General features: G+C 67.6%; 18 protein-coding genes. 4 read left to right on the forward strand and 14 right to left on the reverse strand.

Annotated elements, in window-relative coordinates; translation table 11 throughout:
- Positions 1–80: 80 nt before the first annotated feature.
- The 3 genes from CQY20_RS26430 to CQY20_RS26440 all read right to left on the reverse strand — a co-directional run bounded on the left by CQY20_RS26430 (position 81) and on the right by CQY20_RS26440 (position 4,615).
- Complete coding sequence (locus CQY20_RS26430) at positions 81–1,433, reverse strand: iron-containing alcohol dehydrogenase (RefSeq protein ID WP_097943121.1); 1,353 nt, start codon at positions 1,431–1,433, stop codon at positions 81–83.
- Positions 1,430–2,929 (reverse strand): xylulokinase, encoded by a 1,500-nt coding sequence (locus CQY20_RS26435; RefSeq protein ID WP_097943123.1) that lies wholly within the window; start codon positions 2,927–2,929, stop codon positions 1,430–1,432. Before CQY20_RS26435 ends, CQY20_RS26430 begins: the two co-directional genes overlap by 4 nt.
- An 84-nt stretch (positions 2,930–3,013) precedes the next feature.
- Complete coding sequence (locus CQY20_RS26440) at positions 3,014–4,615, reverse strand: amino acid permease (RefSeq protein WP_097943125.1); 1,602 nt, start codon at positions 4,613–4,615, stop codon at positions 3,014–3,016.
- Positions 4,616–4,822: 207 nt separating this feature from the next.
- On the opposite strand from CQY20_RS26440, the gene CQY20_RS26445 reads away from it, so the two are divergent.
- The 3 genes from CQY20_RS26445 (at position 4,823) to ngg (ending at position 10,080) form a co-directional block, all read left to right on the forward strand.
- Positions 4,823–6,391: an amino acid permease gene (locus CQY20_RS26445; protein ID WP_097943127.1), complete on the forward strand. Its 1,569-nt coding sequence runs from the start codon at positions 4,823–4,825 to the stop codon at positions 6,389–6,391.
- Positions 6,392–6,502: 111 nt separating this feature from the next.
- Positions 6,503–8,308: an N-acetylglutaminylglutamine amidotransferase gene (locus tag CQY20_RS26450; RefSeq protein ID WP_097943129.1), complete on the forward strand. Its 1,806-nt coding sequence runs from the start codon at positions 6,503–6,505 to the stop codon at positions 8,306–8,308.
- Positions 8,305–10,080: an N-acetylglutaminylglutamine synthetase gene (gene ngg, locus CQY20_RS26455; protein ID WP_420093246.1), complete on the forward strand. Its 1,776-nt coding sequence runs from the start codon at positions 8,305–8,307 to the stop codon at positions 10,078–10,080. Before CQY20_RS26450 ends, ngg begins: the two co-directional genes overlap by 4 nt.
- Before the next feature lie 8 nt (positions 10,081–10,088).
- On the opposite strand, the gene CQY20_RS26460 is transcribed toward ngg, so the two are convergent.
- From CQY20_RS26460 to CQY20_RS26485, 6 genes are all read right to left on the reverse strand, one after another.
- Positions 10,089–10,652 carry an alpha/beta fold hydrolase gene (locus CQY20_RS26460; RefSeq protein ID WP_097943133.1) on the reverse strand — a complete coding sequence of 188 codons (564 nt, stop codon included), beginning with the start codon at positions 10,650–10,652 and terminating at the stop codon, positions 10,089–10,091.
- A gap of 62 nt (positions 10,653–10,714) precedes the next feature.
- Positions 10,715–11,386 carry a hypothetical protein gene (locus CQY20_RS26465; protein WP_097943135.1) on the reverse strand — a complete coding sequence of 224 codons (672 nt, stop codon included), beginning with the start codon at positions 11,384–11,386 and terminating at the stop codon, positions 10,715–10,717.
- Positions 11,387–11,430: 44 nt separating this feature from the next.
- On the reverse strand, positions 11,431–12,474 hold the full coding sequence (locus tag CQY20_RS26470; protein WP_097943137.1) for an ABC transporter substrate-binding protein: 1,044 nt from the start codon (positions 12,472–12,474) through the stop codon (positions 11,431–11,433).
- Positions 12,471–13,553, reverse strand: a complete 1,083-nt coding sequence (locus CQY20_RS26475) for an ABC transporter permease (RefSeq protein WP_097943139.1) — start codon at positions 13,551–13,553, stop codon at positions 12,471–12,473. Before CQY20_RS26475 ends, CQY20_RS26470 begins: the two co-directional genes overlap by 4 nt.
- The gene (locus tag CQY20_RS26480) at positions 13,550–14,314 is read right to left on the reverse strand and encodes an ATP-binding cassette domain-containing protein (RefSeq protein WP_097943141.1); all 765 of its coding nucleotides are present in this window, start codon (positions 14,312–14,314) and stop codon (positions 13,550–13,552) included. Before CQY20_RS26480 ends, CQY20_RS26475 begins: the two co-directional genes overlap by 4 nt.
- Positions 14,311–15,342 (reverse strand): class I mannose-6-phosphate isomerase, encoded by a 1,032-nt coding sequence (locus tag CQY20_RS26485; protein WP_097943143.1) that lies wholly within the window; start codon positions 15,340–15,342, stop codon positions 14,311–14,313. Before CQY20_RS26485 ends, CQY20_RS26480 begins: the two co-directional genes overlap by 4 nt.
- 135 nt (positions 15,343–15,477) lie before the next feature.
- Here CQY20_RS26485 and CQY20_RS26490 point away from each other — a divergent pair, with 135 nt between their 5' ends.
- Positions 15,478–16,515: a LacI family DNA-binding transcriptional regulator gene (locus CQY20_RS26490; RefSeq protein WP_097943145.1), complete on the forward strand. Its 1,038-nt coding sequence runs from the start codon at positions 15,478–15,480 to the stop codon at positions 16,513–16,515.
- On the opposite strand, the gene CQY20_RS26495 is transcribed toward CQY20_RS26490, so the two are convergent.
- From CQY20_RS26495 to CQY20_RS26515, 5 genes are all read right to left on the reverse strand, one after another.
- The gene (locus CQY20_RS26495; RefSeq protein WP_272938835.1) at positions 16,502–17,971 is read right to left on the reverse strand and encodes a cobyric acid synthase; all 1,470 of its coding nucleotides are present in this window, start codon (positions 17,969–17,971) and stop codon (positions 16,502–16,504) included. The genes CQY20_RS26490 and CQY20_RS26495 overlap by 14 nt on opposite strands.
- A 143-nt stretch (positions 17,972–18,114) precedes the next feature.
- Positions 18,115–18,975 carry a type I methionyl aminopeptidase gene (gene map / locus CQY20_RS26500; protein WP_097943149.1) on the reverse strand — a complete coding sequence of 287 codons (861 nt, stop codon included), beginning with the start codon at positions 18,973–18,975 and terminating at the stop codon, positions 18,115–18,117.
- Between the two features lie 194 nt (positions 18,976–19,169).
- Positions 19,170–19,760, reverse strand: coding sequence for a DUF1707 SHOCT-like domain-containing protein (locus CQY20_RS26505; protein ID WP_097943151.1), 591 nt, complete (start codon positions 19,758–19,760; stop codon positions 19,170–19,172).
- A 228-nt stretch (positions 19,761–19,988) separates the two neighbouring features.
- Positions 19,989–21,803, reverse strand: coding sequence for a penicillin-binding transpeptidase domain-containing protein (locus tag CQY20_RS26510; RefSeq protein WP_097943153.1), 1,815 nt, complete (start codon positions 21,801–21,803; stop codon positions 19,989–19,991).
- A 157-nt stretch (positions 21,804–21,960) separates the two neighbouring features.
- Positions 21,961–22,623: a GNAT family N-acetyltransferase gene (locus tag CQY20_RS26515; protein ID WP_097943155.1), complete on the reverse strand. Its 663-nt coding sequence runs from the start codon at positions 22,621–22,623 to the stop codon at positions 21,961–21,963.
- Between the last annotated feature and the right edge of the window lie 7 nt (positions 22,624–22,630).

The raw sequence follows: 22,630 nt of genomic DNA on the forward strand, positions 1-22,630 counted from the left end.
GGGCAATGCTCCGCGACCACGCCGTCTACCAGCCCACAACTACTGCTGCGGCCGCTTGACAACGTCATTGAGAATCTCCTTCATCGGTTTTCGGAGTCGGCCACGATCGACCGCGCCGTATCGTCCGACCAGACGCCGAGCACGTCGGCGAGGTCGACGATCGAAATCCGTTCCCGCAGCAGGTGACAGTTCCGCAGCGCCCACGTCAACAGGCGATCGTCGTAGCCGGAGCCGAGATCCTCGGCGCGCGTGGGCAGTCCACTGGCGTGGCTGACGTCGTCGAACTGTTCCGGCGTCGGCAGGCTCAGCGACCGTATGAACTCATCCCAGTCGCTGACCAACGCCTCGACGTCGGTTCGGTGCTCCTGCAGCCAGTTTCGTTTGGCCGAGTACGCCGTCCAACACTCCTCGACCGTCTTCGCGCCGAGCTCGGCGAACGCCAGCGCCACCGCATCCCGGCTGGCCGCCTCGTCGGGCACCCGGATCTGCACAGGGCCCGACCTGATCGCGCGGTCGACGAGTTGCCACACTCGCAACGCGAGGCGCGTCGCCACGGTGACCTGCATGCCGTGCGGGGCGGCAGGCCCAAGCCGTTGCGCCAGGGCCATTTCCAGCAGATGCGACACCGCGTGTTCGCTGCCCGACGCGGGTGCGGTCGACCCGACGATGCCCATCGACAGCCCGCTGCCCGCCAGCAGACGCGCCAGATCGGCCAGCCCGTCCGGCTCGGCGTCACGGGTCGCCCGTGCCAGCGACGGCAGCGCGGGCATGGCGGCGAGCACCTGTTCGACGACCGCCGCATCGTAGCCGGGTCCGTGACCGAGGCGGGCCGCCAACTGCCACTCGGCCACCGCATTGGGCACCGTGGACAGGTCGCCCACCCCGGCGAGGTTCAGCCGCTGCGGGGCCGAGCCGAGGATGTCGGAGTCCGCGACGAGCATGTCGGGCCACCGCGAGACCACGGTGCGTTTGGCGCCCGCAATGACCAGAACACTGCGGTCGGCGATGAAACCGTTGATGCTGCACGCTGTTTGCACCGCGACGTGGCGGCTGCCCGTGTGTTGCGCGGTGATCTTGGCGATGTCGGTGAGCGTGCCTGCGCCGACCGACACCAACAACTGCGAGGAGCCGACTTCGGCAACCGCCCGCTCGACGGTGTCTTCGTCGGCCCGCACGGTTCCCTCGCCGAGCTGGATGACGCGGCAGCCGCCGAGCTGCTCGGACAGCCGGTCGACGACCGATCCCGCGGGCGTGCGGTAGGGGCCGCCGTCGCTGACGATCACCGGCGCAGGCGGTCCCTGCCGACTACTGGCGTCGGCGACCGCACCGTCCAAAACCGAAGTACCGACCCGGATATCGATGTCGGGCAGATTGGCGTAGCCGCGCGAGCGCAGTTCGGTGAGAAGCGCGTTGGGGTCCGGCACCGCGGTCATGTCGACCGAACCGCGCAGTCGGGGCCGTGCGCCAGCGCCGATTCGACGGCGTCGAACGCGGCCAGGTACCGGTTGTATGCGTCGGTGTAGACCCGGTGCACGGCGGAGTCGGGTTCGATGGCGATCGGATCCAGTTGCACCGCAACAGAAGCCGCTGCGAAATCACGGAACACACCCGCACCGACCCCGGCGATCATCGCCGCCCCGACGGCGGTCGCCTCGTCGGTCAGGACCCGGCGCACCGGCGTGCCGAGGACGTTGGCCTTGATGGAGGCCCACAGATCGTCTCGCGCACCGCCACCGACGATGCGGACCTCGCCGTCACCGAGGCCAAGGGCGCGAAGACGGTCGACGATGTCGCGAAGCGCGTAGGCGCAGCCTTCCAATACCGCACGCGCCGCATGCGCGGAGGTGTGATTCATCGCCAGGCCGAGGAATGCGCCCCGCATGGTGTCGTTCCATCGCGGCGCGGTCGCCCCCGACAGCGCAGGCAGGAAAAGCACGCCGTCGCTGCCTGGCGGCGCCCCACGCGCGCGGTCGAAGATGTCGCCCTGCGGGATGCCGAGCAGTCCCTTGGCCAGCCACAAAGTGCTTCCCCCGCTGACAAATCCGGGGTTTTCGATCAGCCATGTTCCCGGGACCGCGTGGCCGTGGGTTTCCACCAGGCCCTGCGGATCATGCAGGGGCTCGGTGGCCACCGTCGTGACCGGTTCCGCGGTGCCGGTGACGTCGACCACCACGCCCGACTCGATGGCGCCGGCGCCGACGGATGCGGCGTGCTCGTCGCCGGTCCCGACGACGAGCACACACTTGGCGGGCAGTCCGAGCTCAGCCGCGACGTCGGGTAGCAGTGTGCCGACGACGTCTGTGGACGGCAGGACCTGCGGCAGCATGGCCGGGTCGAGTCCCGCGGCGTCACAGAGTTCGGCGTCGAAGTCACCCTTGCCGACGTCGTAGACCATCGTCGACGACGCGTTCGCGGCGTCCTGCGCGTAACTCCGCGAAAGATAGTGCAACACAAAGGATCCGGCAGGGGCCAGCATGACGGTGTGCCGCCAGACGTCCGGTTCGTGGTCGCGGATCCACATCATCTTCGGCGCGCTGTGCGAGGCGTCGGCCACCAGACCGGTCCGTTCGGCCAGCAGGTCGGCGCCCACCTTCGCGGTCAGTTGCTCGCATTCGTCGGTGGCACGCTTGTCCAACCAGATGATGGCCGCGCGCAGGGGCGCTCCGACGGCGTCGCACGCGACGACCCCGTCGACCTGACTGCCCAATCCCATGGCCACCACCTGGTCTGCCGGCACATCCCGGGTCGCTGCGCGGACTGCGTCACGCAAAGCGGTGCAGTACGCGTGGGGATCCTGTTCGGCCCAGCCGTCGTGTTCGTGCACCATGGTCAGCGGCGCCGAGCCGCAGGACACGACTTCGCCTGCCTGGTCGACAATCACCGCCTTGATGCTCTGTGAGCCGACGTCGACTCCGAGAACCAGAGACACGACTCCCCCTCACGGTGGCGGTGAACAACATGAAAGGCACGGTGAGCGGGGAGGATTGGGCGGCGATCCTCCCCGCCGGTCACATCACCTACGGCTGGACGACTCGTCGTCGGATGACCGCGACGCCGCCTCTTCTTCTGCCGCAATGTCGGCGACGGAGACCGTTCCGTAACCCTCCTCCTGGAGGTTCGCGCCGTGCCTACCGTGCGACATCGCGAACTCCTCCTCCGGTGAGAGCACCAGCTTGTGGCGCCCTCGGACGGCGAAGTAGATCAGCCCGATCACGAAGTACACCGCCGTCCCGTAGACGCCGGGCCGGTAGTCCTCGTTGAGGAACAGTGACACCAGGGCCACCAACGCGATCGCGCCGGCTATCGCCGCACCCCACTGACCGACCGGGCTGCGGTAGGGCCGTTCGATGTGCGGCAGCCTGCGGCGCAACACGATGAACGCCAGCGACTGCATGAAATAGGAGATGACGGCGCCGAATACGGCCATGTACAGCAGCGCGCCGACGATCTTGCCCGCAACGGCGCTTTCGCTCTGGCCGAGGAAGTAGATCACCAGCGAGAGGATGTAGCCGATCACGGCGCCTGCAATCAGCGCGACGTAGGGCGTGTGCCTCGTCCCATGAGTCAACGACAGCACCTGCGGGAAGTAGCCCGCTCGCGACAGCGAATAGGTGTTGCGGCCGTAGGCGTAGATGATCGTGAAGAAGCTGGCGATCAGGCCGATCAGCGCGAGGATGCCAAGCAGCGAAGATCCGACACCCTCGCCGAAGACCGCCTTGAATCCGTCGAAGAACGGCGTTGCCGACGTGCCGATTTCGGCTGCGCCGCCACCGACGCCGGTGTTCAGGAACAGGATGCCGACGCCCAAGAACATCAGGGTGGTCAGACCCCAGATCGTCGCGCGTGGGATGTCGCGCTTCGGATCATGCGACTCCTCGGCGGCCAGCGGCAGTTCCTCGATCGCGAGGTAGAACCAGATCGCGAACGGTAGAGCGGGGAAGATTCCCGCTATGCCCTTGGGCAGGAAGCTGTTACCGCCCTCCTCCGGCGGGATGTTGGTCAGCAGGCTTGCGTCGAACTTGCCGCTGAACAGCACGGAGAGGAAGAAGAACACCAGAACGGCAAGCGCCGCGACGGTGATCGCGACGGTGAACCGCATGGTGATCTCGATGCCGAGGATGTTGATCCCGACGAAGATGATGTAGTACACCGCCCACCACAGCACCGGGCTGTTCCACCAGCCGGTGGTTCCGGTCAGGTCGTAGACGATGTCATGGGAGAGGAACCCCATTGCGCCCACCACCACGGCGGGCGTGATGACGTATTCCATGTTCTCGGCCAGCCCGGTGATGAAGCCGCCCCACGGGCCCATCGCCGACCGGGAGAACGAGTAAGCACCGCCGGTGTGCGGCAACGCCGGTGACATCTCGGCGATGGAAAAGCACAGGCCGTAGTACATGATCGTGATGACCACCGCGGCGATCAGCAGGCCGCCGAAGCCGCCCGCGTCAAGGCCGAGGTTCCAGCCGTAGAAGTCGCCCGAGATGACCGCCCCGACACCGAGGGCCCAGAGGGACCAGAAGGCGGCGTGACGGCGCAACTGCCGTTTCTCGAAATACCCGTGTTCGGCCTCGCGATACGTGACCGAACCGACTGCGCGCGTGTTATCCGCCATCGCTCCTCCTCGGCTCCCGGCTGGCTGTACGAGCACAAGTTGTCAGACAACTTGGACAATAAACCCGGTGAGATACGAGGTCAACGACTTTTGACAAATATTTACGCGCACGTCAGCGCCAAAGGTAGGACAACAGACCTTTGGCGTCCTATTGTGCCTATGCGAGTTTCAAGCGAGTTCCACCCCACCTCTGTTAAGGAGATCGCTGTGCCAGAAGGCCACGAACATCTCACCGACGACGAAAAGCATCTCGCCAAGCTCGGCTACGTACAGGAATTGCAGCGTTCGTGGTCCGGATTCAGTAACTTCGCGATCTCGTTCTCGATCATCTCGATCCTGGCGGGCTGCTTCACCTCGTTCGGCCTCGGCTGGAACAACGGCGGGCCCGCCGCCATCGCATGGGGTTGGCCCCTGGTCTCGGTATTCATCCTGATCATCGGGCTGTGCATGTCCGAACTCGTCTCGGCGTTCCCGACGTCGGGCGGAATCTATTGGTGGGCAGCCAAACTCGGCGGACCCAAGGCCGGCTTCTACACCGGATGGCTGAACCTGATCGGGTTGATCGCGATCCTGGCGTCGGTGTCCTATGGCTGCGCGACGTTCGTCGACCTCACGCTCGGCACGTTCAGCGAAAGCTGGCTGGCCGGCTACAGCCTGACGCGCACGTTCGTCTTGTTCGTGATCATCCTGGCCGCGTCGGCGACCATCAACATCTTCTCCAGCCACCTGCTGGCGATCATCAACAACGTCTCGGTGTGGTGGCACGTGATCGGCGCGGCCGTGGTGGTGCTGATCCTGTTCCTGATCCCCGAGCAGCACGCCAGCTTCAGCGAGGTGTTCGCCACCACGATCAACAACACCGGCATGTTCGGCGGCGAGAAAGGTTGGGGCTGGCTCATCTTTGTGTTGCCGATCGCGGCGATCCTGACCCAGTACACGATCACCGGCTACGACGCGTCGGCGCACCTTTCCGAAGAGACCAAGAGCGCCGCCGAAGGCGCCGCCAAGGGCATCTGGCGGTCGATCTTCTACTCGGCCATCGGCGGCTGGATCGTCCTGCTGTCGTTTTTGTTCGCCGTCCAGGACCCCGACGAGGTGTCGGCCTCCGGCGGCGCGGTGGTGACGATCTTCAACCAGGCGCTGTCCACCAAGTGGGTCGGCACGGTGCTGCTGATTTCGGCCGCCGGGCAGTTCTTCTGCACCACCGCCTGCCAGACCAGCGCCTCGCGGATGCTGTTTGCGTTCAGCCGCGACCGCGCGGTCCCGGGGCATCAGCTGTGGGCGAAAGTGAGCAAGAACAAGGTGCCCGCCAACGGCGTGGTCGTCACCGCCGTGCTCGCAGCGGCCATCACGCTGCCCGCCCTGGTGCCCGTGGACGTCAACGGCGCACCCGTGCCCGTCGCGTTCTTCGCGGTGGTCTCGATCGGCGTGGTCGGGCTCTACCTGTGCTTCGCCGTGCCCATCTATCTGCGCTGGCGGATGGGTGACGCGTTCGAGGTCGGCAGCTGGAACCTGCGCGGACACCACAAGTGGATGGCGCCGGTCGCGGTGATCGAGATCATCATCACCTCGATCATCGCGCTGTTCCCCTACAGCAACGCGGGCATGCCGTGGGATCCCAGCTTCGAGTGGAAATCGGTCAACTACACGCCGATCCTCGTCGGCTCCGTACTCATCCTGCTGTGGATCTACTGGCACGCATCGGTCAAAAACTGGTTTACCGGGCCCATCCGGCAGGTAGATGAAACGGGTGAACAGTTGGAAGGCGCCTCCTAGCCGCTCCGCAGGTCCCGGCCAGCCCGAAGGTCCCGCGAACTCCGCCTCAGCCGACCCGGCGTTTGGTCCCCGGCCGCGCCGGGTGGGCGACCACCCGGTAGGGTCGAACTGATGTGTGGAGCCACCGGCGAGGTGCGACTCGACGGCCGAGCACCTGATATTGCGGCAGTTTCGGCAATGGCCGAGGCGATGGCCCCGCGCGGCCCGGACGGCGCAGGAGCCTGGTCGTCGGGCCGGGTGGCTCTCGGCCACCGCCGACTGAAGATCATCGACCTCTCCGAAGCCGGCGGGCAACCGATGATCGACAGCGAACTCGGGCTGGCCATCGCCTGGAACGGGTGCATCTACAACTACGAGGATCTGCGCCGCGAACTGTCCGGGCACGGCTACCGGTTCTTCTCCCACAGCGACACCGAGGTGCTGCTGAAGGCCTACCACCACTGGGGCGATCGCTTCGTCGACCACCTGTACGGCATGTTCGCCTTCGCGATCGTCGAACGCGACAGCGGCAGGGTGTTGCTCGGCCGCGACCGCCTCGGCATCAAACCGCTCTACATCACCGAGGACGCTCACCGCCTGCGGTTCGCCTCGTCACTGCCCGCTCTGCTGGCCGGCGGCGGCGTCGACACCCGCATCGATCCGGTCGCGCTGCACAACTACCTCACGTTCCACTCCGTCGTGCCGCCGCCACGCACGATCCTGCGCGGGGTCGCCAAGATCCCGCCTGCCACGCTGATCGCGATCGAACCCGACGGCAGGCGCACCACCACCACGTACTGGGAGCCCGACTTCACCCGCAGCGAGGAGCGCAAGGACTGGTCCGAAAGGGATTGGGAAGACGCGGTTTTGGCCGCACTGCGGGTCGCTGTCGACCGCCGCATGGTGGCCGACGTGCCGGTGGGCTGCCTGCTCTCCGGTGGCGTCGACTCCAGCCTGATCGTCGGCCTGCTGGCCGAAGCGGGACAGACCGGACTCAAGACGTTCTCCATCGGCTTCGAGTCCGTCGGCGGCGTCGAGGGCGACGAGTTCAAGTGGTCCGACATCGTGGCCGACCGATTCGGCACCGACCACCATCAGATCCGGATCCCCTCCGAGCGGATGCTGCCCGCGCTCGACGGCGCGATCGGCGCGATGAGCGAACCCATGGTCAGCCACGACTGCGTCGCCTTCTATCTGCTCAGCCAGGAAGTGGCCAAGCACGTCAAGGTGGTGCAGTCGGGTCAGGGCGCCGACGAGGTGTTCGCCGGATACCACTGGTATCCGCCGATGGGCGAGCCCGCCGCCGCCTCGCTGGACGGCTCCGTATCGGCCTACCGCACAGCGTTTTTCGACCGGGACGCCAGCGGCGTGGAGGCGCTCGCAGCACAATCCCACGTCGCGGACGACGACCCGAGCAGGCGCTTCGTCACCGAACACTTCGCCCGCGCGGGCGCCGAGACCGGTGTCGACCGCGCGCTGCGGTTGGACACCATGGTGATGCTGGTCGACGACCCGGTCAAACGGGTCGACAACATGACCATGGCCTGGGGTTTGGAGGGTCGCGTGCCGTTCCTCGACCATGAGGTCGTCGAACTGGCAGCGAGCTGTCCGCCGGAACTGAAGACCGCACAGGGCGGCAAGGGTGTGCTCAAGGAGGCCGCGCGACGGGTGATCCCGTCGGAGGTGATCGACCGGCCAAAGGGCTACTTCCCCGTGCCCGCCCTGACCCATCTCGAAGGGCCCTATCTGGATATGGTCCGCGATGCTCTCTACGCGCCGGTTGCCAAGGAACGCGGGCTGTTTCGCCCCGAGGCGGTCGACGCGCTGCTCGCCGACCCGAACGGGCGGCTGACCCCGTTGCGCGGCAACGAGCTGTGGCAGATCGCGCTGCTCGAGCTGTGGCTGCAACGGCACGGCATCACGGGCCCCGCCGCATGAGCATGACCGAGAATCCCACTGACCACACCGAGGAGATCACCCTCGGGCTGCACGACGCCACTCCCCCGCACCTCGTCGACGCGATGGCCGACAACGTGGTGCTCGAATTGGGTTGGGGACGCCTGCTTTTCGGCCAGACGTTCGCCGACGCGGACGAACTCGCCGAGGCGCTGCGCGGCGAGACCTACGGCAGGCGCGACATCTGCATCTACGCCCGCGAGCCGCACGTGCTGGTCTCGAGGGCGCCCGCGGAACTGTTCATCGACCCCAGCCACACCTACCGGCTGCGGTTCTCCGGCGAGGACGAAGCCGCGCCCGCGACGACGGGTTTCACGGTGCGTCCGCTGCAGAGCGAGGCCGAAGCCGACGCCATGAACAACGTCTACGTGCGCTGCGGCATGGTGCCTGCCCCAACCGACGTCATCTGGGACAACCACCTCAACCTCGAGCCGGTCGACTACCTCGTCGCGGTCCGCGACGACGACGGCTCGGTGTTGGGCACCGTGACCGGCGTCGACCACAAGATGCTGTTCAACGACCCGGAGAACGGCTCGAGCCTGTGGACGCTTGCCGTCGACCCGACGACCAGCCTGCCCGGCGTCGGCGCGGCGCTGACCCGCGCGCTCGCCGCGCTCTACCGCGACCGCGGGCGCGCCTACATGGACCTGTCGGTCACCCACGACAACGTCGCCGCCATCGGCTTGTACGAGAAGTTGGGGTTCCAGCGCGTTCCGGTGATGGCGGTCAAGCGCAAGAACGCCATCAACGAGCCGCTGTTCACGCACCCGCCCGAGACGGTCGACGACCTCAACCCCTACGCGCGCATCATCGCCGACGAGGCCATGCGGCGCGGTATCTGGGTCGAGGTGCTCGACGCCGGGGCGGGCGAGATGCGGCTGTCCCACGGCGGCCGCACCGTCATCACGCGAGAGTCGTTGTCGGAGTTCACCTCTGCGGTGGCGATGAGCCGCTGCGACGACAAGCGTCAGACCCGGCGCATCGTCGGCGAGGCGGGCATCATCGTGCCGCGCGGACGGCTGGTCACCTTCGACGAAGAGGACCACAAGTTCCTGGCCGAGGTCGGCGACGTGGTGGTCAAGCCGACCAGGGGCGAGCAGGGCAAGGGCATCACCGTCGGCGTCGACGGCCCCGAGGACCTGGATCGCGCGCTGGCACGCGCCCGCGAGCAGCATCCCGAGGTGCTCATCGAGCAGCGGGCCAGGGGCGACGACCTCCGGCTGGTCGTGATCGACGGCAAAGTCGTCGCGGCCGCGATCCGCAGGCCCGCCGAGATCGTCGGCACCGGCCATCACACCATTCGCGAGTTGATCGAGGCGCAGAGCCGTCGGCGGGAGGCCGCCACCGGCGGCGAGTCACGCATCCCGATCGACGCGGTGACCGAGGGGACGGTCGCCGAGGCCGGATGGTCGTTCGACGATGTGCTGCCCGAAGGCGAGCGGTTGCGCGTGCGCCGCACCGCCAACCTTCACCAGGGCGGCACCATTCACGACGTCACCGCCGAGGTACACCCCGAGCTGTGCCGGGTGGCGGTCAAGGCGGCCGAGGCGATCGGCATCCCGGTAACCGGCATCGACCTGTTGGTGCCCGACGTGACCAAGGACGAGTACGTCTTCATCGAGGCCAACGAGCGTCCTGGGCTGGCCAACCACGAGCCGCAGCCGACCGCGGCGGCCTTCATCGACTACCTGTTCCCGACCACCACCGGGTTGCCGCAGCCGTGGAAACCCGATCAAGCGCCTGACCAGGGATAGGGCGAAGCTCACCAGGTGCTGGTGCGCAGCACGATCTCGGCGGCCAGTTGCGCGGTTGACTCCTGCGCGTTGCGTCGCCCGAGCAGTTCCACCAAGCGGAAGTCGCCGTAGACGTAACGCTGGCTGGCCTGCGCCACCGCCCGCGCCGCCGGCGAGGTGACCAGCGCGGTGGTGTTCATCTCGACCGGTGGGCAGTGCTCGTCGCGGATGACACCGGACAGGTCAGCCACCCGGGGATGGCCGCGGTCGATCACGACGAGGCCGATGAAGCGGTCCAGGCGGGTGGCGGCCAGTTCCCACGCGAGTTCGCCGCCGACACGGTCGCCGACCACCAGACCCCACTGCACATCGAGCATGTCCATGATGCCGACGACCGACTTTGCCGTCAGTCGCGGATCGGGCCCGATGACGATGGTGCGCAGCGACGCGGTGTGCAGCCGTTGACATACCGCCTCGTATGCCGACGCGGCTTGCTGCGCGGCGCCGAGCAATACCACGACGGACCCCTTGTCCGGGCCGGAGACATCGACTGGAACAGGGAAACCGTCGACGGTGACCATCGTCGAGGGCATTGCGTCAAACTACAGCGAGACGGCGCTCGATGGGAATGTTTTCGGCGGTCTGGACCCATCGGTCAGCTGGTCGCCAGTCGACCCGCCTGGGCGTCAGTGATTTCTAGAAACGTTTGCGGCAGCGAACCTTTGACCGCAATCTGCGGATTCGGTGTGGCGAACGCTATGCCGAAAACCGCCATGGCGCCGACGTTTTCGAAAGAAAAGAAAACGCTGCTTTTCGCGCCGTTGAGGTCCATCGTCTGCTCGTAGACGAGTGCGTCGGGCCTGCCGGCCTGCAACCGGGTGGTGGTCATGGGGATACCCTCCGACGACGGGTCGAAGAAGGTCTGATAGCTCGCGCAGCGTTCGGCGGTGGCGGCGAGGTTGTCCAGATCCAGGTTCCAGGTCAGCACGGTCATCACGATCCGGGCACCGTCGTAGGCGACGACGTACTTCGCCGCGCTGCCCGCGCCGCGTTCGGCCGACGCGGCGATCACCCGCGTCAGTCCGTCGGAGCAGCCTTCCGGTTTCGACAGCATCGGCGGCGGGCCGCCCGCGCCGTCGGGGATGCCCGGCTTGTCGATGATGCGGTCGTACTGCACTCCGGGTGGAAAGTCCTCGGCGGTCAGCACGGTTTTCTCCAGCTTGGCGCCGGGCCACGTAGCGGTGCCTGCGATGGTGGTGGCGCATCCGGCCAGTGCGGTGACCGCGATGAGCGTCAGCGCACCCAGCCCCCCGCGCCGCCTGAACATGTGCCCAGGCTACCGCCGCAATGTTGCTGCGGGGGCGGTGCCGGCTAGCAGTTCGACTTGTAGGCGGCCGCGCCCCCTTCACCGTTGAGGTTGTCCTGCGTGATGATCGTGAATCCGGTCTGCACCCTCGTGGTGTTGTCGCCGCCGTCCAGCGCCGTCACGGCCTCGTCGACGCCGAATTTGCCGATCAGCCCGGGATCCTGGGCCACGAGGGCCTGAACGGTGCCGTCCCGCAGCGCCTGCATCTGGTTGGGGCCGGCGTCGAAGCCGACCACCGACACCTGGCCGGCCTTGCCGGCCTGCCGCACACCGGTGGCCGAACCCTCGGCCGAGAAGATGTTGGTTGCGAAGACGCCGACGAGATCCGGATCCTTCTGCAACTGCGCGCCGATCAGCTGCGCGGCCGTCGCCGGATCGTTGTGGCTGTACTGGACGCCGACATACTGAAAGTTGCTGTCCGCCTTGACCGCATCCTCGAATCCCTTGGCGCGCGCGTCGGTGGTCGAGACGCCGGGATCGACGTTCATCACCATGACCTTGCCGCCCTCGGGGCGCAGCTTCTTGATTGCTTCGAACGCCGCCCTGCCGCCGCCTTCGTTGTCGCTGGCGATCTCGGAGACCGCGTATGACGGGTCCTCGGTGGTGGTGTCGACGAGGACGACCTTGATTCCGGCCGCGGCCGCCTGCTGCAGGGGTTGTTGCATGGCCTTCACATCGGTGGGCGCGACGAGCACCGCGTCGGGCCGTGCGGCCACGATCGAGTCGAGGATCGGCTTCTGCAGCGTCGGGTCGAACTTCTGCGGCCCCTGGGTGTCGAGTTTGACCCCCAGCTTCGCCGCCTCTTCTTGCGCCCCGCACTGCATGGTGATGTAGAACTGGTCGCCCGCCACGCCCTGCAGCAGCGCAATGTTGTACTCCTTGCTGGCTTTTGGCGGTGCCGCCACCGTCGTCGCCATCGTTTCCGGCGCGTTGCCGCCCGCTTCTCCCGCGTCTTCGGAAGCCTGCGGTTTCGACGAGGTGCAGGACGACATGGCGAGAACTATCGAGCCCAACGTTCCCGCGACCAGCATTGCGCGCTTGCGGTTCACTGAGGTTCCTTTCGTTGCGACTGGCGTTTGAAGATGTTGTGGGAGCGCGCACCGCGCTGCGCCGCGGCGCGGCGGGACTGGTCGACGTAGACGGCGGCGATCAGCACGGTGCCGACCGCGACGCCCTGCCAGAACGGCTGGACTCCGATGATGACGAAACCCGACTGCAGCACGGCGGGGATGAACAGGCCGACCACGGTGCCGAAGATGCTGCCCTCGCCGCCGAAGATGGATGTGCCGCCGATGACCACCGCGGCGATCACGTTGAGGTTGGTCAGCGACTGTCCCGCGATGGTGGTGGTGCCGAACTGCGCCAGGGTGAGGATCGCCCCGACCCCGGCGAGCGTTCCTGCGAGCGCGTATACGAGCACGAGGTGCCGCGTCACCTTGATGCCGGTGCGCCGCGCCGCCTCCGCGTTGGAGCCGATCGCATACGTGTACCGGCCGAACTTGGTCTTGTGCAACACGATTGCGCCGACGATCACGACGACCAGGGCCACGAATGGCAGGCCGGGAATGCCGAGCACCTTGGTGTAGACGCTGAAGTCGGTGAGTTCGGTAGGTACGGAGCGGATGTCGATGCCGCCGGTGAGCACCTGCGCGAGACCGAGCGCGATGGAAAGGGTGCCGAGGGTGACGATCAGCGCAGGCACTCTGGCCACCGCCACGAGCACCCCGTTGACGATGCCCCAGGCGAGTCCGCCGACGATCGCGACGGCGAGCCCGGTGGCCGCCACGCCCGGCCCCGCGCCACCCATCGCCTCCATCACCTTCGCCGACACCACCGACGCGAACACCAGCACCGAGCCGACCGACAGGTCGATGCCCGCGGTGATGATGACGAAGGTCATGCCGACCCCGAGCACTGCCCACACCGCGACGTTCTCGGAGATCAAGGTGAAGTTGCCGGTGGACATGAAGCGGCTGCCCGCGATGACGGCGAAGAACACACAGATGACGATCAGGACGCCGAGGATCCAGAACGCCTGCAGTCCGACAACGCGTTTGAGGAACGGCTGATCGGAATCCATCCCGTCGGCCCCAGTGACGACGGCTTGCTGGCTCGCGACGGTGCTCATGCCGCGCCGTCCCGTGCGTCCAGCGCACCCGTCATTGCGCCGACGAGTTCTTCGACGGTGGTTTGGTGACCGGGATACGTGGCGACGCGCTTGCCCAGTCGCAGGACCTGGATGCGGTCACACACCTCGAGCACGTGTGGCATCGAATGGCTGATGAACACCACCGCGATGCCCTTGTCGCGCACCCGCTTGATGGACTCCAGCACGTTCTTGGTCTGCACGACACCGAGCGCGGCGGTCGGCTCGTCGAGGATCAGCACCCTTTTGGCCCATGCCATCGCCCTGGCGATGGCGATGCCCTGCCGCTGACCGCCCGACATCGAACCGACAGGTGCACTAAGCGATCTCACCGTCGCACCCAGTTCGGCGAAGGACTGGGCGGCGCGGCCGCGCATCTCCTTCTCGTCCATGAAGCCGAGATGGCCGAGGATGCCCTTGCGAGCAATCTCCCTGCCGAGGAACACATTCTGGACGGGGTTGAGGTGCGGCGCGAGAGCCAGGTCTTGGTAGACGACCTCGATGCCCACCTCTTCTGCGTCTCTCGGGCCTGCGAACCGCACCCGTTCGCCTCTGAAGTAGATCTCGCCGTCGTCCAGGTCGAGGTTGCCCGACAGAGCCTTGATCAGCGTCGACTTGCCCGCTCCGTTGTCGCCGATCAGGCCGACGATCTCACCTTCGTGCACGTCGAAGTCCGCGCCGTCCAGCGCGCGCACGTGACCGAAGCTGCGGGAGAGCCCACGCGCTTGGAGGATCGGGGTCATGCGGCACCTCCTTGTGTGGTCGGTGTGCGCTGCGGCGGCCACGACTCGCCGGCACGGCACACCAGAAGCTGAGCGTCACCGTCGACATGCCAGTCGCCGCACGAGGCGGGCACCACGAGCGTGTCGCCTGCGGCCAGGTGCAACGGGTCGCCGTGCGCGGATTGCAGCGACCCGGCGCCGGACAGCACCACCGCGACGGCGAACCCGGCAGGCATATCGGCATGCGGCGCAAGCAAATCCATCCGGAAGAACTCGGCGGCCGCGTCGGGCAGCACGGAGGTCACCCCGCAGGCGGTGGCGTGGCGCACCAGCTGGTCGACGTCGCCGAGGGGTGACGATTCGACGGCCGACAGCGCGACGTCACGGTCGAGGCCGAGGAAGATCTCGTCGTCGGCGGCTGTGGTGTTGACCCGCTCAAGCAGGATCGACTGGTCGGTCGGTTCCTGCGCCTCGACGAGCAACACCCCGCGTCCGATGGCATGAGGTGTGCCGCCGGGAACCAGCACGCCGTCGCCCGGCCGCACCGGGATCCGGTGCATCAGCGCGAGCATCGCCTCGGTGTCCTGGGCCTCAACGATCGCCGAGAGCCGTTCGGGCGCAACCGCTTCGCGCCACCCCACCCAGACGGCGGCGTCGCCGTCGGCGCGCAGGATGTACCACGCCTCGGTCTTGCCGTATGGGCAGTCCAGATGTCTGCACGCGAATTCGCGGGTGGGATGCACGTGCACGGGCAGCCGCTGCCCGGCGTCCAGCAGCTTGACTAGTAGGCCGGTGTCGCCGGGCGCGCCGTCGTCGCGGCCGAGCCAGCCGACCGGATCGTCACGGACCGCGTCACGCAGCAGTGTGCCGTCGGCAAGCCGCGCCGGACCGAGGTTCGGCTCGCCGAACCGGGCGACGGTGGCGCCGATCCACTCCTCGGGCGAAAAGTCCCCGACCGGCGGCAGGCCGCGCCATGCGGCCAAGGCCGGACCGCCGGCATACCAGTGCGGCACCACATTCGGAGGTAGCAACTGCGGCCGCGCGGTCACTCGTGCTGTAACCCGCGCCACTCAGCGATTGGCATGTGCCGGACAGTACGCCATCTTCCGCGTTATGTCACCGGTGTCAGAAAATTCTCTGTCATCGGTGTCATACTGACCGCTGACCGACGAGGAGGACGACCGATGGTCACGATGCGCGACGTCGCCCAGCGCGCCGGCGTGAGCGCGAAGACGGTCTCGCGGGTGATCAACAACGACCGCTACGTCTCCGCCGACGTGCGTGAGAGGGTCGAGCGCGCGATCGACGAGCTGCGTTACGTCCCCAATATGCTCGCGGTCAGCTTCCGCACCGGTCGCGACGCCGCCATCGGTGTCGCGGTGCCCGGTGTGGCGGACCCCTTTTTCGCCAGCATCATCGACGCGGTCGAACGCGAGGCCAGCAAGCGCGATGTCGCCGTGATCGTCACCAGCGTCGGCTGGGAGCCGTCACACGAAAGGCGCTCGCTGGAAGCGGTTTTGAAACGCCAAGTGGCGGGCATGATCATCTGTCCGGTCGGCCGCGACATGTCGTATCTGCGGCCGTGGCAGGAGCGCACACCGCTGGTGTTCGTCGACCGCGAACCGGGCAGGCTGACCGCGGATGCGGTGGTGCAGGACGACCTCGGCGGCGGCTTCGACGCGACCCGGCATCTGATCTCGCACGGCCATCGCAGCATCGCGTTCTTCGGCGACGACACCTTCACCGGGATGCTGCGGCTGAAGGGGTGGCAGCAGGCGCTCGACGAGGCTGGCCTGCCGCACGACCACGTGCACATCGGCGAGCATGACGTCGCGACGCTGACCGCCGCACTGCAGCGGGTGCTTGCGGCGCCCGACCCGCCGAGCGCGGTGTTCTCCTCCAATGCACGGTTCACCATCGCGCTGGTCTCGGCGCTGCAGAGGTTGCGCCGCAGAGACATCGCGCTGGTGGGGTTCGGCGACTTCCCGACTGCCGCGTCGCTGAAGCCGGCGATCACGGTGATCCACCAGGACGGCGACGCGATGGGCCGCTTCGCCGCCGATCGCCTGTTCGCGCGCTGGGATCAGCCCGGCCGACGGATGCGGCGCCGAACCGTGCTGCCGGTGTCGCTGGTGACACGCACGTCGTGCGCGACGCCCGGAGAGAGGGTGCGCCCCGGCCACGGCGACGGCGACGGCGCCAAAGCCGCTAAATCGAGGTGAGAATCGTCGGCCGGGGCGGCGGGCCGTTCTCCAGCAGGCCAACGATCGCGTCGACGTCGACGTTGGCGGTCAGCAGGTCGGCCATCAGGTCGAGTTGAGCGTCGCGCCTCGCACGCACGTCGACGTCGTCGGCGACGGTGAACCCGTTCCGCCCGGCGGCCGCGGCGGCGTCGGCGAGCCAGCGGCGGCGCACGTCGTCGTTGTCGAGCAGGCCGTGCCAGTGCGTGCCGTATACCGACGCCTGCCGGTGCCCGACGCCGAGCCAGTCGTCGGCAGCGGCGCGCGACACCTGACCGTGATGGATCTCGTAGCCGTGCAAAGGCGCCTCGTGACGGCGCAGGGTCTTGGCGGCGGCGAAGACGATGTCGGCGTCGAGCAGGCCGAGGGCCGCCACGGGCCCGGTTCCGGACTCCACGGGGTCGTCGATGCGACGGCACAGCATCTGGAAGCCGCCGCAGATGCCCAGCACCGGCCTGCCTGCCCTGGCATGTGCGGCGATTCCGTCGGCCAGGCCGCGGGCGCGCAGCCAGTCGAGGTCGGCGACCGTGGCCTTGCTGCCGGGGATGACGACGACGTCGGTGTCGGCCAGGTCGGCGGGATCGGTCACCCAGCGCACCAGCACGCCGGGTTCGCATGCCAGCGCCTCGACGTCGGTGGAGTTCGAGATGCGCGGCAGCCGAATCGCCGCCACCCGCAGCCACTGCTCCCCCACCGGCGGTTGCGGCTGGCCGACGACGCGATGCGCCTGCACCGACACCGAATCCTCGGTGTCGAGCCAGAAGTCGTCGTCGAACGGGATGACGCCGTAGGTCGGTCTACCGGTCAGCTTCTGCAGCTGTGTCAAGCCCGGCGCGAGCAGAGCGGGATCACCGCGAAACTTGTTGACGATGAAGCCCGCAACGAGTTGCTGGTCTTGCGGCGAAAGCACCGCCACGGTGCCGAACAGGTGCGCGAGCAGCCCACCCCTTTCGATGTCGCCGACCAGGACGACCGGTATGTGCGCGGCCTGCGCAAGGCCCATGTTCGCCAGATCGGTTGCCCGCAGGTTGATCTCGGCGGGTGAACCGGCGCCCTCGCAGATGACCGCATCGAATTCGCTTCGCAGCGAAGCTAATTCGTCGGCCACCACTTGGGCCAGCCGGTCGCGATGCTTGATGTAGTCTCCTGCGGCGACCGCGCCGGTGACCTGCCCCTTGACGACTAGTTGCGACGTACGGTCGCTGCCCGGCTTGAGCAGGATCGGGTTGAACCGGACGCTCGGCGCCAAGCCCGCGGCGCGCGCCTGCATGGCCTGCGCCCGGCCGATCTCGCCGCCTTCGACCGTCACCGCCGAGTTGTTGGACATGTTCTGCGCTTTGAACGGCGCGACGGTGATGCCCTTGCGGGCCAGCAGCCGGCACAACCCGGCGACCACCATGGACTTGCCGGCGTCGCTCGACGTGCCCGCCACCAGCAGTGCCCCACCTAGTGCCCCACCGGTTGCCCGGCCTGTCCGCCCGCAGGTTGCCTCACCCGTTGCCTCACGCGTTGCCTCACCCGTTTGTGAATCTGGCGACGGAAAACCGCCTCCTGGCGTCGGCATATTCACAATCGAGCGCCTCAGTCGGCGAGGGTCAGGACTTCGGCGCCGTCTTCGGTCACCACCAGCGTGTGCTCGAACTGCGCCGTCCACTTGCGGTCCTTGGTGACGACGGTCCAGTCGTCGTCCCAGATCTCGTAATCGAGCGAGCCGAGGTTGATCATCGGCTCGATGGTGAACGTCATGCCAGGCTCGAGGATGGTCTCGACGGCCGGCTGGTCGTAGTGCAGTACCACCAGCCCGTTGTGGAACGTTGTGCCGATGCCGTGTCCGGTGAAATCGCGAACGACGTTGTAGCCGAAGCGGTTTGCGTACGACTCGATGACCCGGCCGATCACCGACAGCGCGCGGCCAGGCCGCACCGCCTTGATGGCGCGCATGGTCGCCTCGCGCGTGCGCTCCACGAGCAGGCGGTGTTCCTCGGAGACGTTGCCCGCCAGAAAGGTGGCGTTGGTGTCGCCGTGTACGCCGTGGATGTAGGCGGTCACGTCGATGTTGACGATGTCGCCGTCCTCGATGACCGTCGAATCGGGGATGCCGTGGCAGATGACCTCGTTCAGCGACGTGCAGCACGACTTCGGGTAGCCCTTGTAGCCCAGCGTCGACGGGTAGGCGCCGTGGTCGACCATGTACTCGTGGGCGATGCGGTCCAGCTCGTCGGTCGTCACACCGGGCTCGACGGCCTTGCCCGCCTCGGCGAGGGCACCCGCGGCGATCCGGCCCGCGATCCGCATCTTCTCGATCACCTCGGGTGTCTGCACCCACGGCTCGTGTCCCTCGTTTGCGGTCGCTTTGCCCACGTATTCGGGGCGTTCGATCGACTTGGGCACGGGCCGGGTGGGCGACACCACGCCGGGACGAAGTGCGGTGCGAACAGGCATAACGCCAGCGTAGCTGAGCGGGGTCCGCTTGCTCGCGGTGGGAAAACCGCAGGCGCGGGGCCGCGCGGTTTGCGACAGTGACCGATGTGTCCGATGAGCTGCCCGGCTGACCGCGGCGCCGTCGATCTACGAGCTGCTCGCCGAGCGGGCGGCCGATCTGCTCGGCCGGTAGGGTTTGCGACTCGGGGTGGGTGTCAGCCGCGGTCGAGGCGGCGAGCCAGCCACGATTTGCGCGGCCCGCGGATGTCGACCGAACCGCAGACGACCTTGCCGGTCAGGATGACGTGCGGGGTCCCCTCGGCAGGCGCGTCCCTGCGGTGGTCGGTGGCGCTGCCGACGACGACCTCGACGTCGTCGATGGAGGCGCTGGCGCCGTCGGGCAGCCGCAGGTCCAGCCCGCTGAACTTGAGATCAAGCTCGATGATGACCATCGGACCGGCGAATCGCGCCCTGGTCAGGTCCAGATCGACCGAGCCGACCCGGCGGTGCAGCGACAGCCGCGTCGGCACCGTCCATTCGCCCTGCCGCTTCAACGACCCCATCACGCCGCGCAGCTCCACCCGGTCGGTGGCGGAGGTGACGATGGCGCCGGGGCCGGGCAGGTCGTCGACGAGGGAGTCGAGATCTGAGCGCAGCCGGGCTTGTGACACCAGCACCGAACGTTCCTCGAACTCGTCGATGTCGATCAGGCCGAGCGCCACCGCGTTGTGCAGACGCCGCAGCGTGCCGTTGCGGTCGGCGTCCGAAACGCGCAGTGTGGCGGGTTGCTCGTTGATACCGGTCATCGCCTTTCCAAAATACCGCCGCGACCGGCGCAATAGATCAGCATGAGCCGCGGCGCGGATTGCGCGTTTTCGCTGATGTTTCCCGAGTTCGCCCCGCGATGCTGGCTAGCGTGACCGCATCTGGGTGCAACGCGGTCGTGGGAGCACCTCCCAGCGGGCCTGCTACGCGAACAGGTCGCCGACTATCAGGACCGCTACCACGTCCCAAGCGAGCCTCTGCAGTAGCGCTTACGCCAGGTAGTCGGGCGGCAGGGCCTCGAGCATCCCGCGCAGCATGCGCACCGCGTACTCCGAACTGCCGCCCCCGACGATCAGCGCCGAGAAGGCCATATCGCCGCGGTAGCCGGCGAACCAGGAATGCGATCCGCCCTCGAACTCGGCCTCTCCGGTCTTCCCACGCACATCGCCCATGCCGTTGAGGTCCTTGGCGGTGCCGTTGGTGACCACCAGCTGCATCATCGGCCGCAAGCCCTCGACCATCTTCTGCGAGATGGGCGCGGGATTGCCGTTGACCGTTGTCTGCCTGCCCTCGATCAGTTGCGGCACAGGGGTTTTGCCCGCTGCCACGGTGGCCGCGGCCAGCGCCATCCCGAACGGGCTGACCAGGACCTTGCCCTGACCGAAGCCGTCCTCGGTGCGTTCGGCGAGGTTGACCGTCGGCGGCACGGAGCCGGAAACCGTTGGGATCCCTTCGATTTCGTAGTCGGGACCGATGCCGTACTGTGCGGCGGCCTGCGTCAGACCGCGGGGCGGCATCCTGCTGGCCAACTCGGCGAACGTGGTGTTGCAGGAACTGGCGAACGCCCGCGACATCGGCACGACACCGAGGTCGAAACCGCCGTAGTTGGGCACGGTCCGGTGGCCGATGTCGATCGTGCCCGGGCAGCCGAGAAGCGTGTTGGGCGTGGCCATGTCGCGTTCTATCGCCGCGCCGGCGGTGATGATCTTGAACGTCGACCCCGGCGGGTACAGGCCCATGGTGGCCGTCGGTCCGTCGGCGTCGGCGGCGGGGTTCTGCGCCACCGCGAGGATCTCCCCGGTCGACGGCTTGATCGCCACGATCATCGCCTTCTTGCCGACCGCGTCGACCGCGTTCTGCGCGGCCTCTTGAACGGCACGGTCGAGGCTGATCGTGATCGACGGCGCCGGCTCGCCGGGCACCTCGTTGAGCACGTCGACTTCGACGCCGTTCTGATTGACGCTGACGACCCGCCAACCGGCCTTGCCGTCGAGGTCGTCCAGCACCGCCTTCTTGACCTCGCTCAAGATCGCCGGCGCGAAATGGTCGTCGGTGGGCAGCAGTGCATCCTGCGGCGTGATGATGACGCCTGGCCGGTTACCCAGCACCGCGGCCACCCGGTCGCGGTCGGCCTGGCGCAGCGTGATGAGGCTCAGCGGCTCGGCCGCCGAACTGGCCTCTTCGGCGAGGCGCTGGGGGTCCAGGGTGTCGTCGAACGGCCGTAGCGCATCGACAAGGGCCGTCGCGGTATTCATCAGCTCGGCTCCCGCGGACTTGGCGTCCAGCGCGAAGTGGTAGAGGTAGCCGGGCGCCAGCACGTCAGTGCCGCCGCGCTCGTGCACCGATGCGCGCGGCGGCGGGTCCGCCCGCAACGCGAAGGTCTGATTCTCCCCCAGTTTCGGATGCAATCCCGTTGCAGTCCAACGGACTTGCCAGGTCCCCTCGTTGCGCACCATGTTGAGCTGGCCGTCGTAGGTCCAGGTGCGGTCCTTCGGCAGGTGCCAGGTGTAGCGGTAGTCGACCGTGCCGGTGTCCTCGGCGAATCGAGCGCTGAGCACCTTGGCGTCGAGGTGCTGCGCCTGCAGGCCGGCCCACGCCTCGTTCAGTGCCGCCCGCGCGTCCTCCGGCCGGTCGGTCAATTGCGACGCGGCGTCGGTGTCGCCGGTGGCCAGCGCCGCGAAGAACCTCTGCGCGGCCGGTTCGGGCCCGTCGGGTTTTGGCGTGCAGGCATTGAGAGAAACCGCGATCGCCAGGGCAGACAGCAGACTCGCCAGGCGCGTTGCAGATGTGAATTGTGTTGCCATTGAGGCAAATGTTAAGAAACCGAAACGCTAAAGCGACGGAGGCGCGACGCCGAAACCGACATTTGGGTGAGAAAACACGGGAAATTCGCGCCCAAATGTCGGTTTGGGCGCAAAGGGCGCTAAGCCCGGGGCGCAAAGGGCGCTAAGCCCGGCGTCGTTACGCGCCGGCCGCGGGGGCGCGCACCACAAGCGGCACGGCCGGGAAGTACGCCGCCATCTCGGAGCGCGACTTGCGCAGCGCCGCGGTGCCGTAGCCCTGCTTGCGGTAGGCCGGATGGATCCAGATGCGGACGTTGACCTCGCCGTTGGCCAGCTCGCCGAACACCATGCCGACCTTCTCCGACCCGTCGAGCGCGACCAACCACACCGCCTCCTCGGCGTGCATGCGGTCCTCGGCGGCGCGGATCTCGTCGTCCAGGTCGCCGGCCGGAGCCCCGGACCCGTCACCGGCGGCACGCACGTCCTCGGTACGCGCGGCGAAGACGTCGCGGTCGACGTCGGCCTTGAACGGGCGCAGCATCAGGCTTTCGCCCGGAGCGGGTTTGCGATGCCCGATCGTGAAGCTCAGCTCGTGATTGAGATCCTCGAGTTCGTCGCGGATCCGCCGCCGCGACACCTTGGTGAGCCGGTCGAACGACAACCCGAGCACCGCCTCTGCGCCCGATGTCGACGTGCCGAGCATGCCCGCGATCGCCTCGACGGCCGCGTCGTAGTCCTCCGACGCGACGATCACGTCGAGCAACTCGTGGCGTCTCTCCAGCGCGCGCACGAGAGTGTCGGCGATTTCTCGGCGTTCGGCCTTCTGCTGGTCGTCGGTCATGGCGTGA

Origin of the sequence: Mycolicibacterium agri (assembly GCF_002553505.1) — a bacterium.
GTDB classification, from domain to species: domain Bacteria; phylum Actinomycetota; class Actinomycetes; order Mycobacteriales; family Mycobacteriaceae; genus Mycobacterium; species Mycobacterium agri.

Bases quoted from the DNA above. Each gene is read 5' to 3' on its own strand.
- CQY20_RS26490 (WP_097943145.1), top strand. From the start codon at position 15,478: ATGGTCACGATGCGCGACGTCGCCCAGCGCGCCGGCGTGAGCGCGAAG.
- ngg (WP_420093246.1), top strand. From the start codon at position 8,305: ATGAGCATGACCGAGAATCCCACTGACCACACCGAGGAGATCACCCTC.
- CQY20_RS26450 (WP_097943129.1), top strand. From the start codon at position 6,503: ATGTGTGGAGCCACCGGCGAGGTGCGACTCGACGGCCGAGCACCTGAT.
- CQY20_RS26505 (WP_097943151.1), bottom strand. From the start codon at position 19,760: ATGACCGGTATCAACGAGCAACCCGCCACACTGCGCGTTTCGGACGCC.
- CQY20_RS26430 (WP_097943121.1), bottom strand. From the start codon at position 1,433: ATGACCGCGGTGCCGGACCCCAACGCGCTTCTCACCGAACTGCGCTCG.
- CQY20_RS26480 (WP_097943141.1), bottom strand. From the start codon at position 14,314: ATGACCCCGATCCTCCAAGCGCGTGGGCTCTCCCGCAGCTTCGGTCAC.
- map (WP_097943149.1), bottom strand. From the start codon at position 18,975: ATGCCTGTTCGCACCGCACTTCGTCCCGGCGTGGTGTCGCCCACCCGG.
- CQY20_RS26460 (WP_097943133.1), bottom strand. From the start codon at position 10,652: ATGCCCTCGACGATGGTCACCGTCGACGGTTTCCCTGTTCCAGTCGAT.
- CQY20_RS26510 (WP_097943153.1), bottom strand. From the start codon at position 21,803: ATGGCAACACAATTCACATCTGCAACGCGCCTGGCGAGTCTGCTGTCT.
- CQY20_RS26515 (WP_097943155.1), bottom strand. From the start codon at position 22,623: ATGACCGACGACCAGCAGAAGGCCGAACGCCGAGAAATCGCCGACACT.
- CQY20_RS26475 (WP_097943139.1), bottom strand. From the start codon at position 13,553: ATGAGCACCGTCGCGAGCCAGCAAGCCGTCGTCACTGGGGCCGACGGG.
- CQY20_RS26440 (WP_097943125.1), bottom strand. From the start codon at position 4,615: ATGGCGGATAACACGCGCGCAGTCGGTTCGGTCACGTATCGCGAGGCC.
- CQY20_RS26465 (WP_097943135.1), bottom strand. From the start codon at position 11,386: ATGTTCAGGCGGCGCGGGGGGCTGGGTGCGCTGACGCTCATCGCGGTC.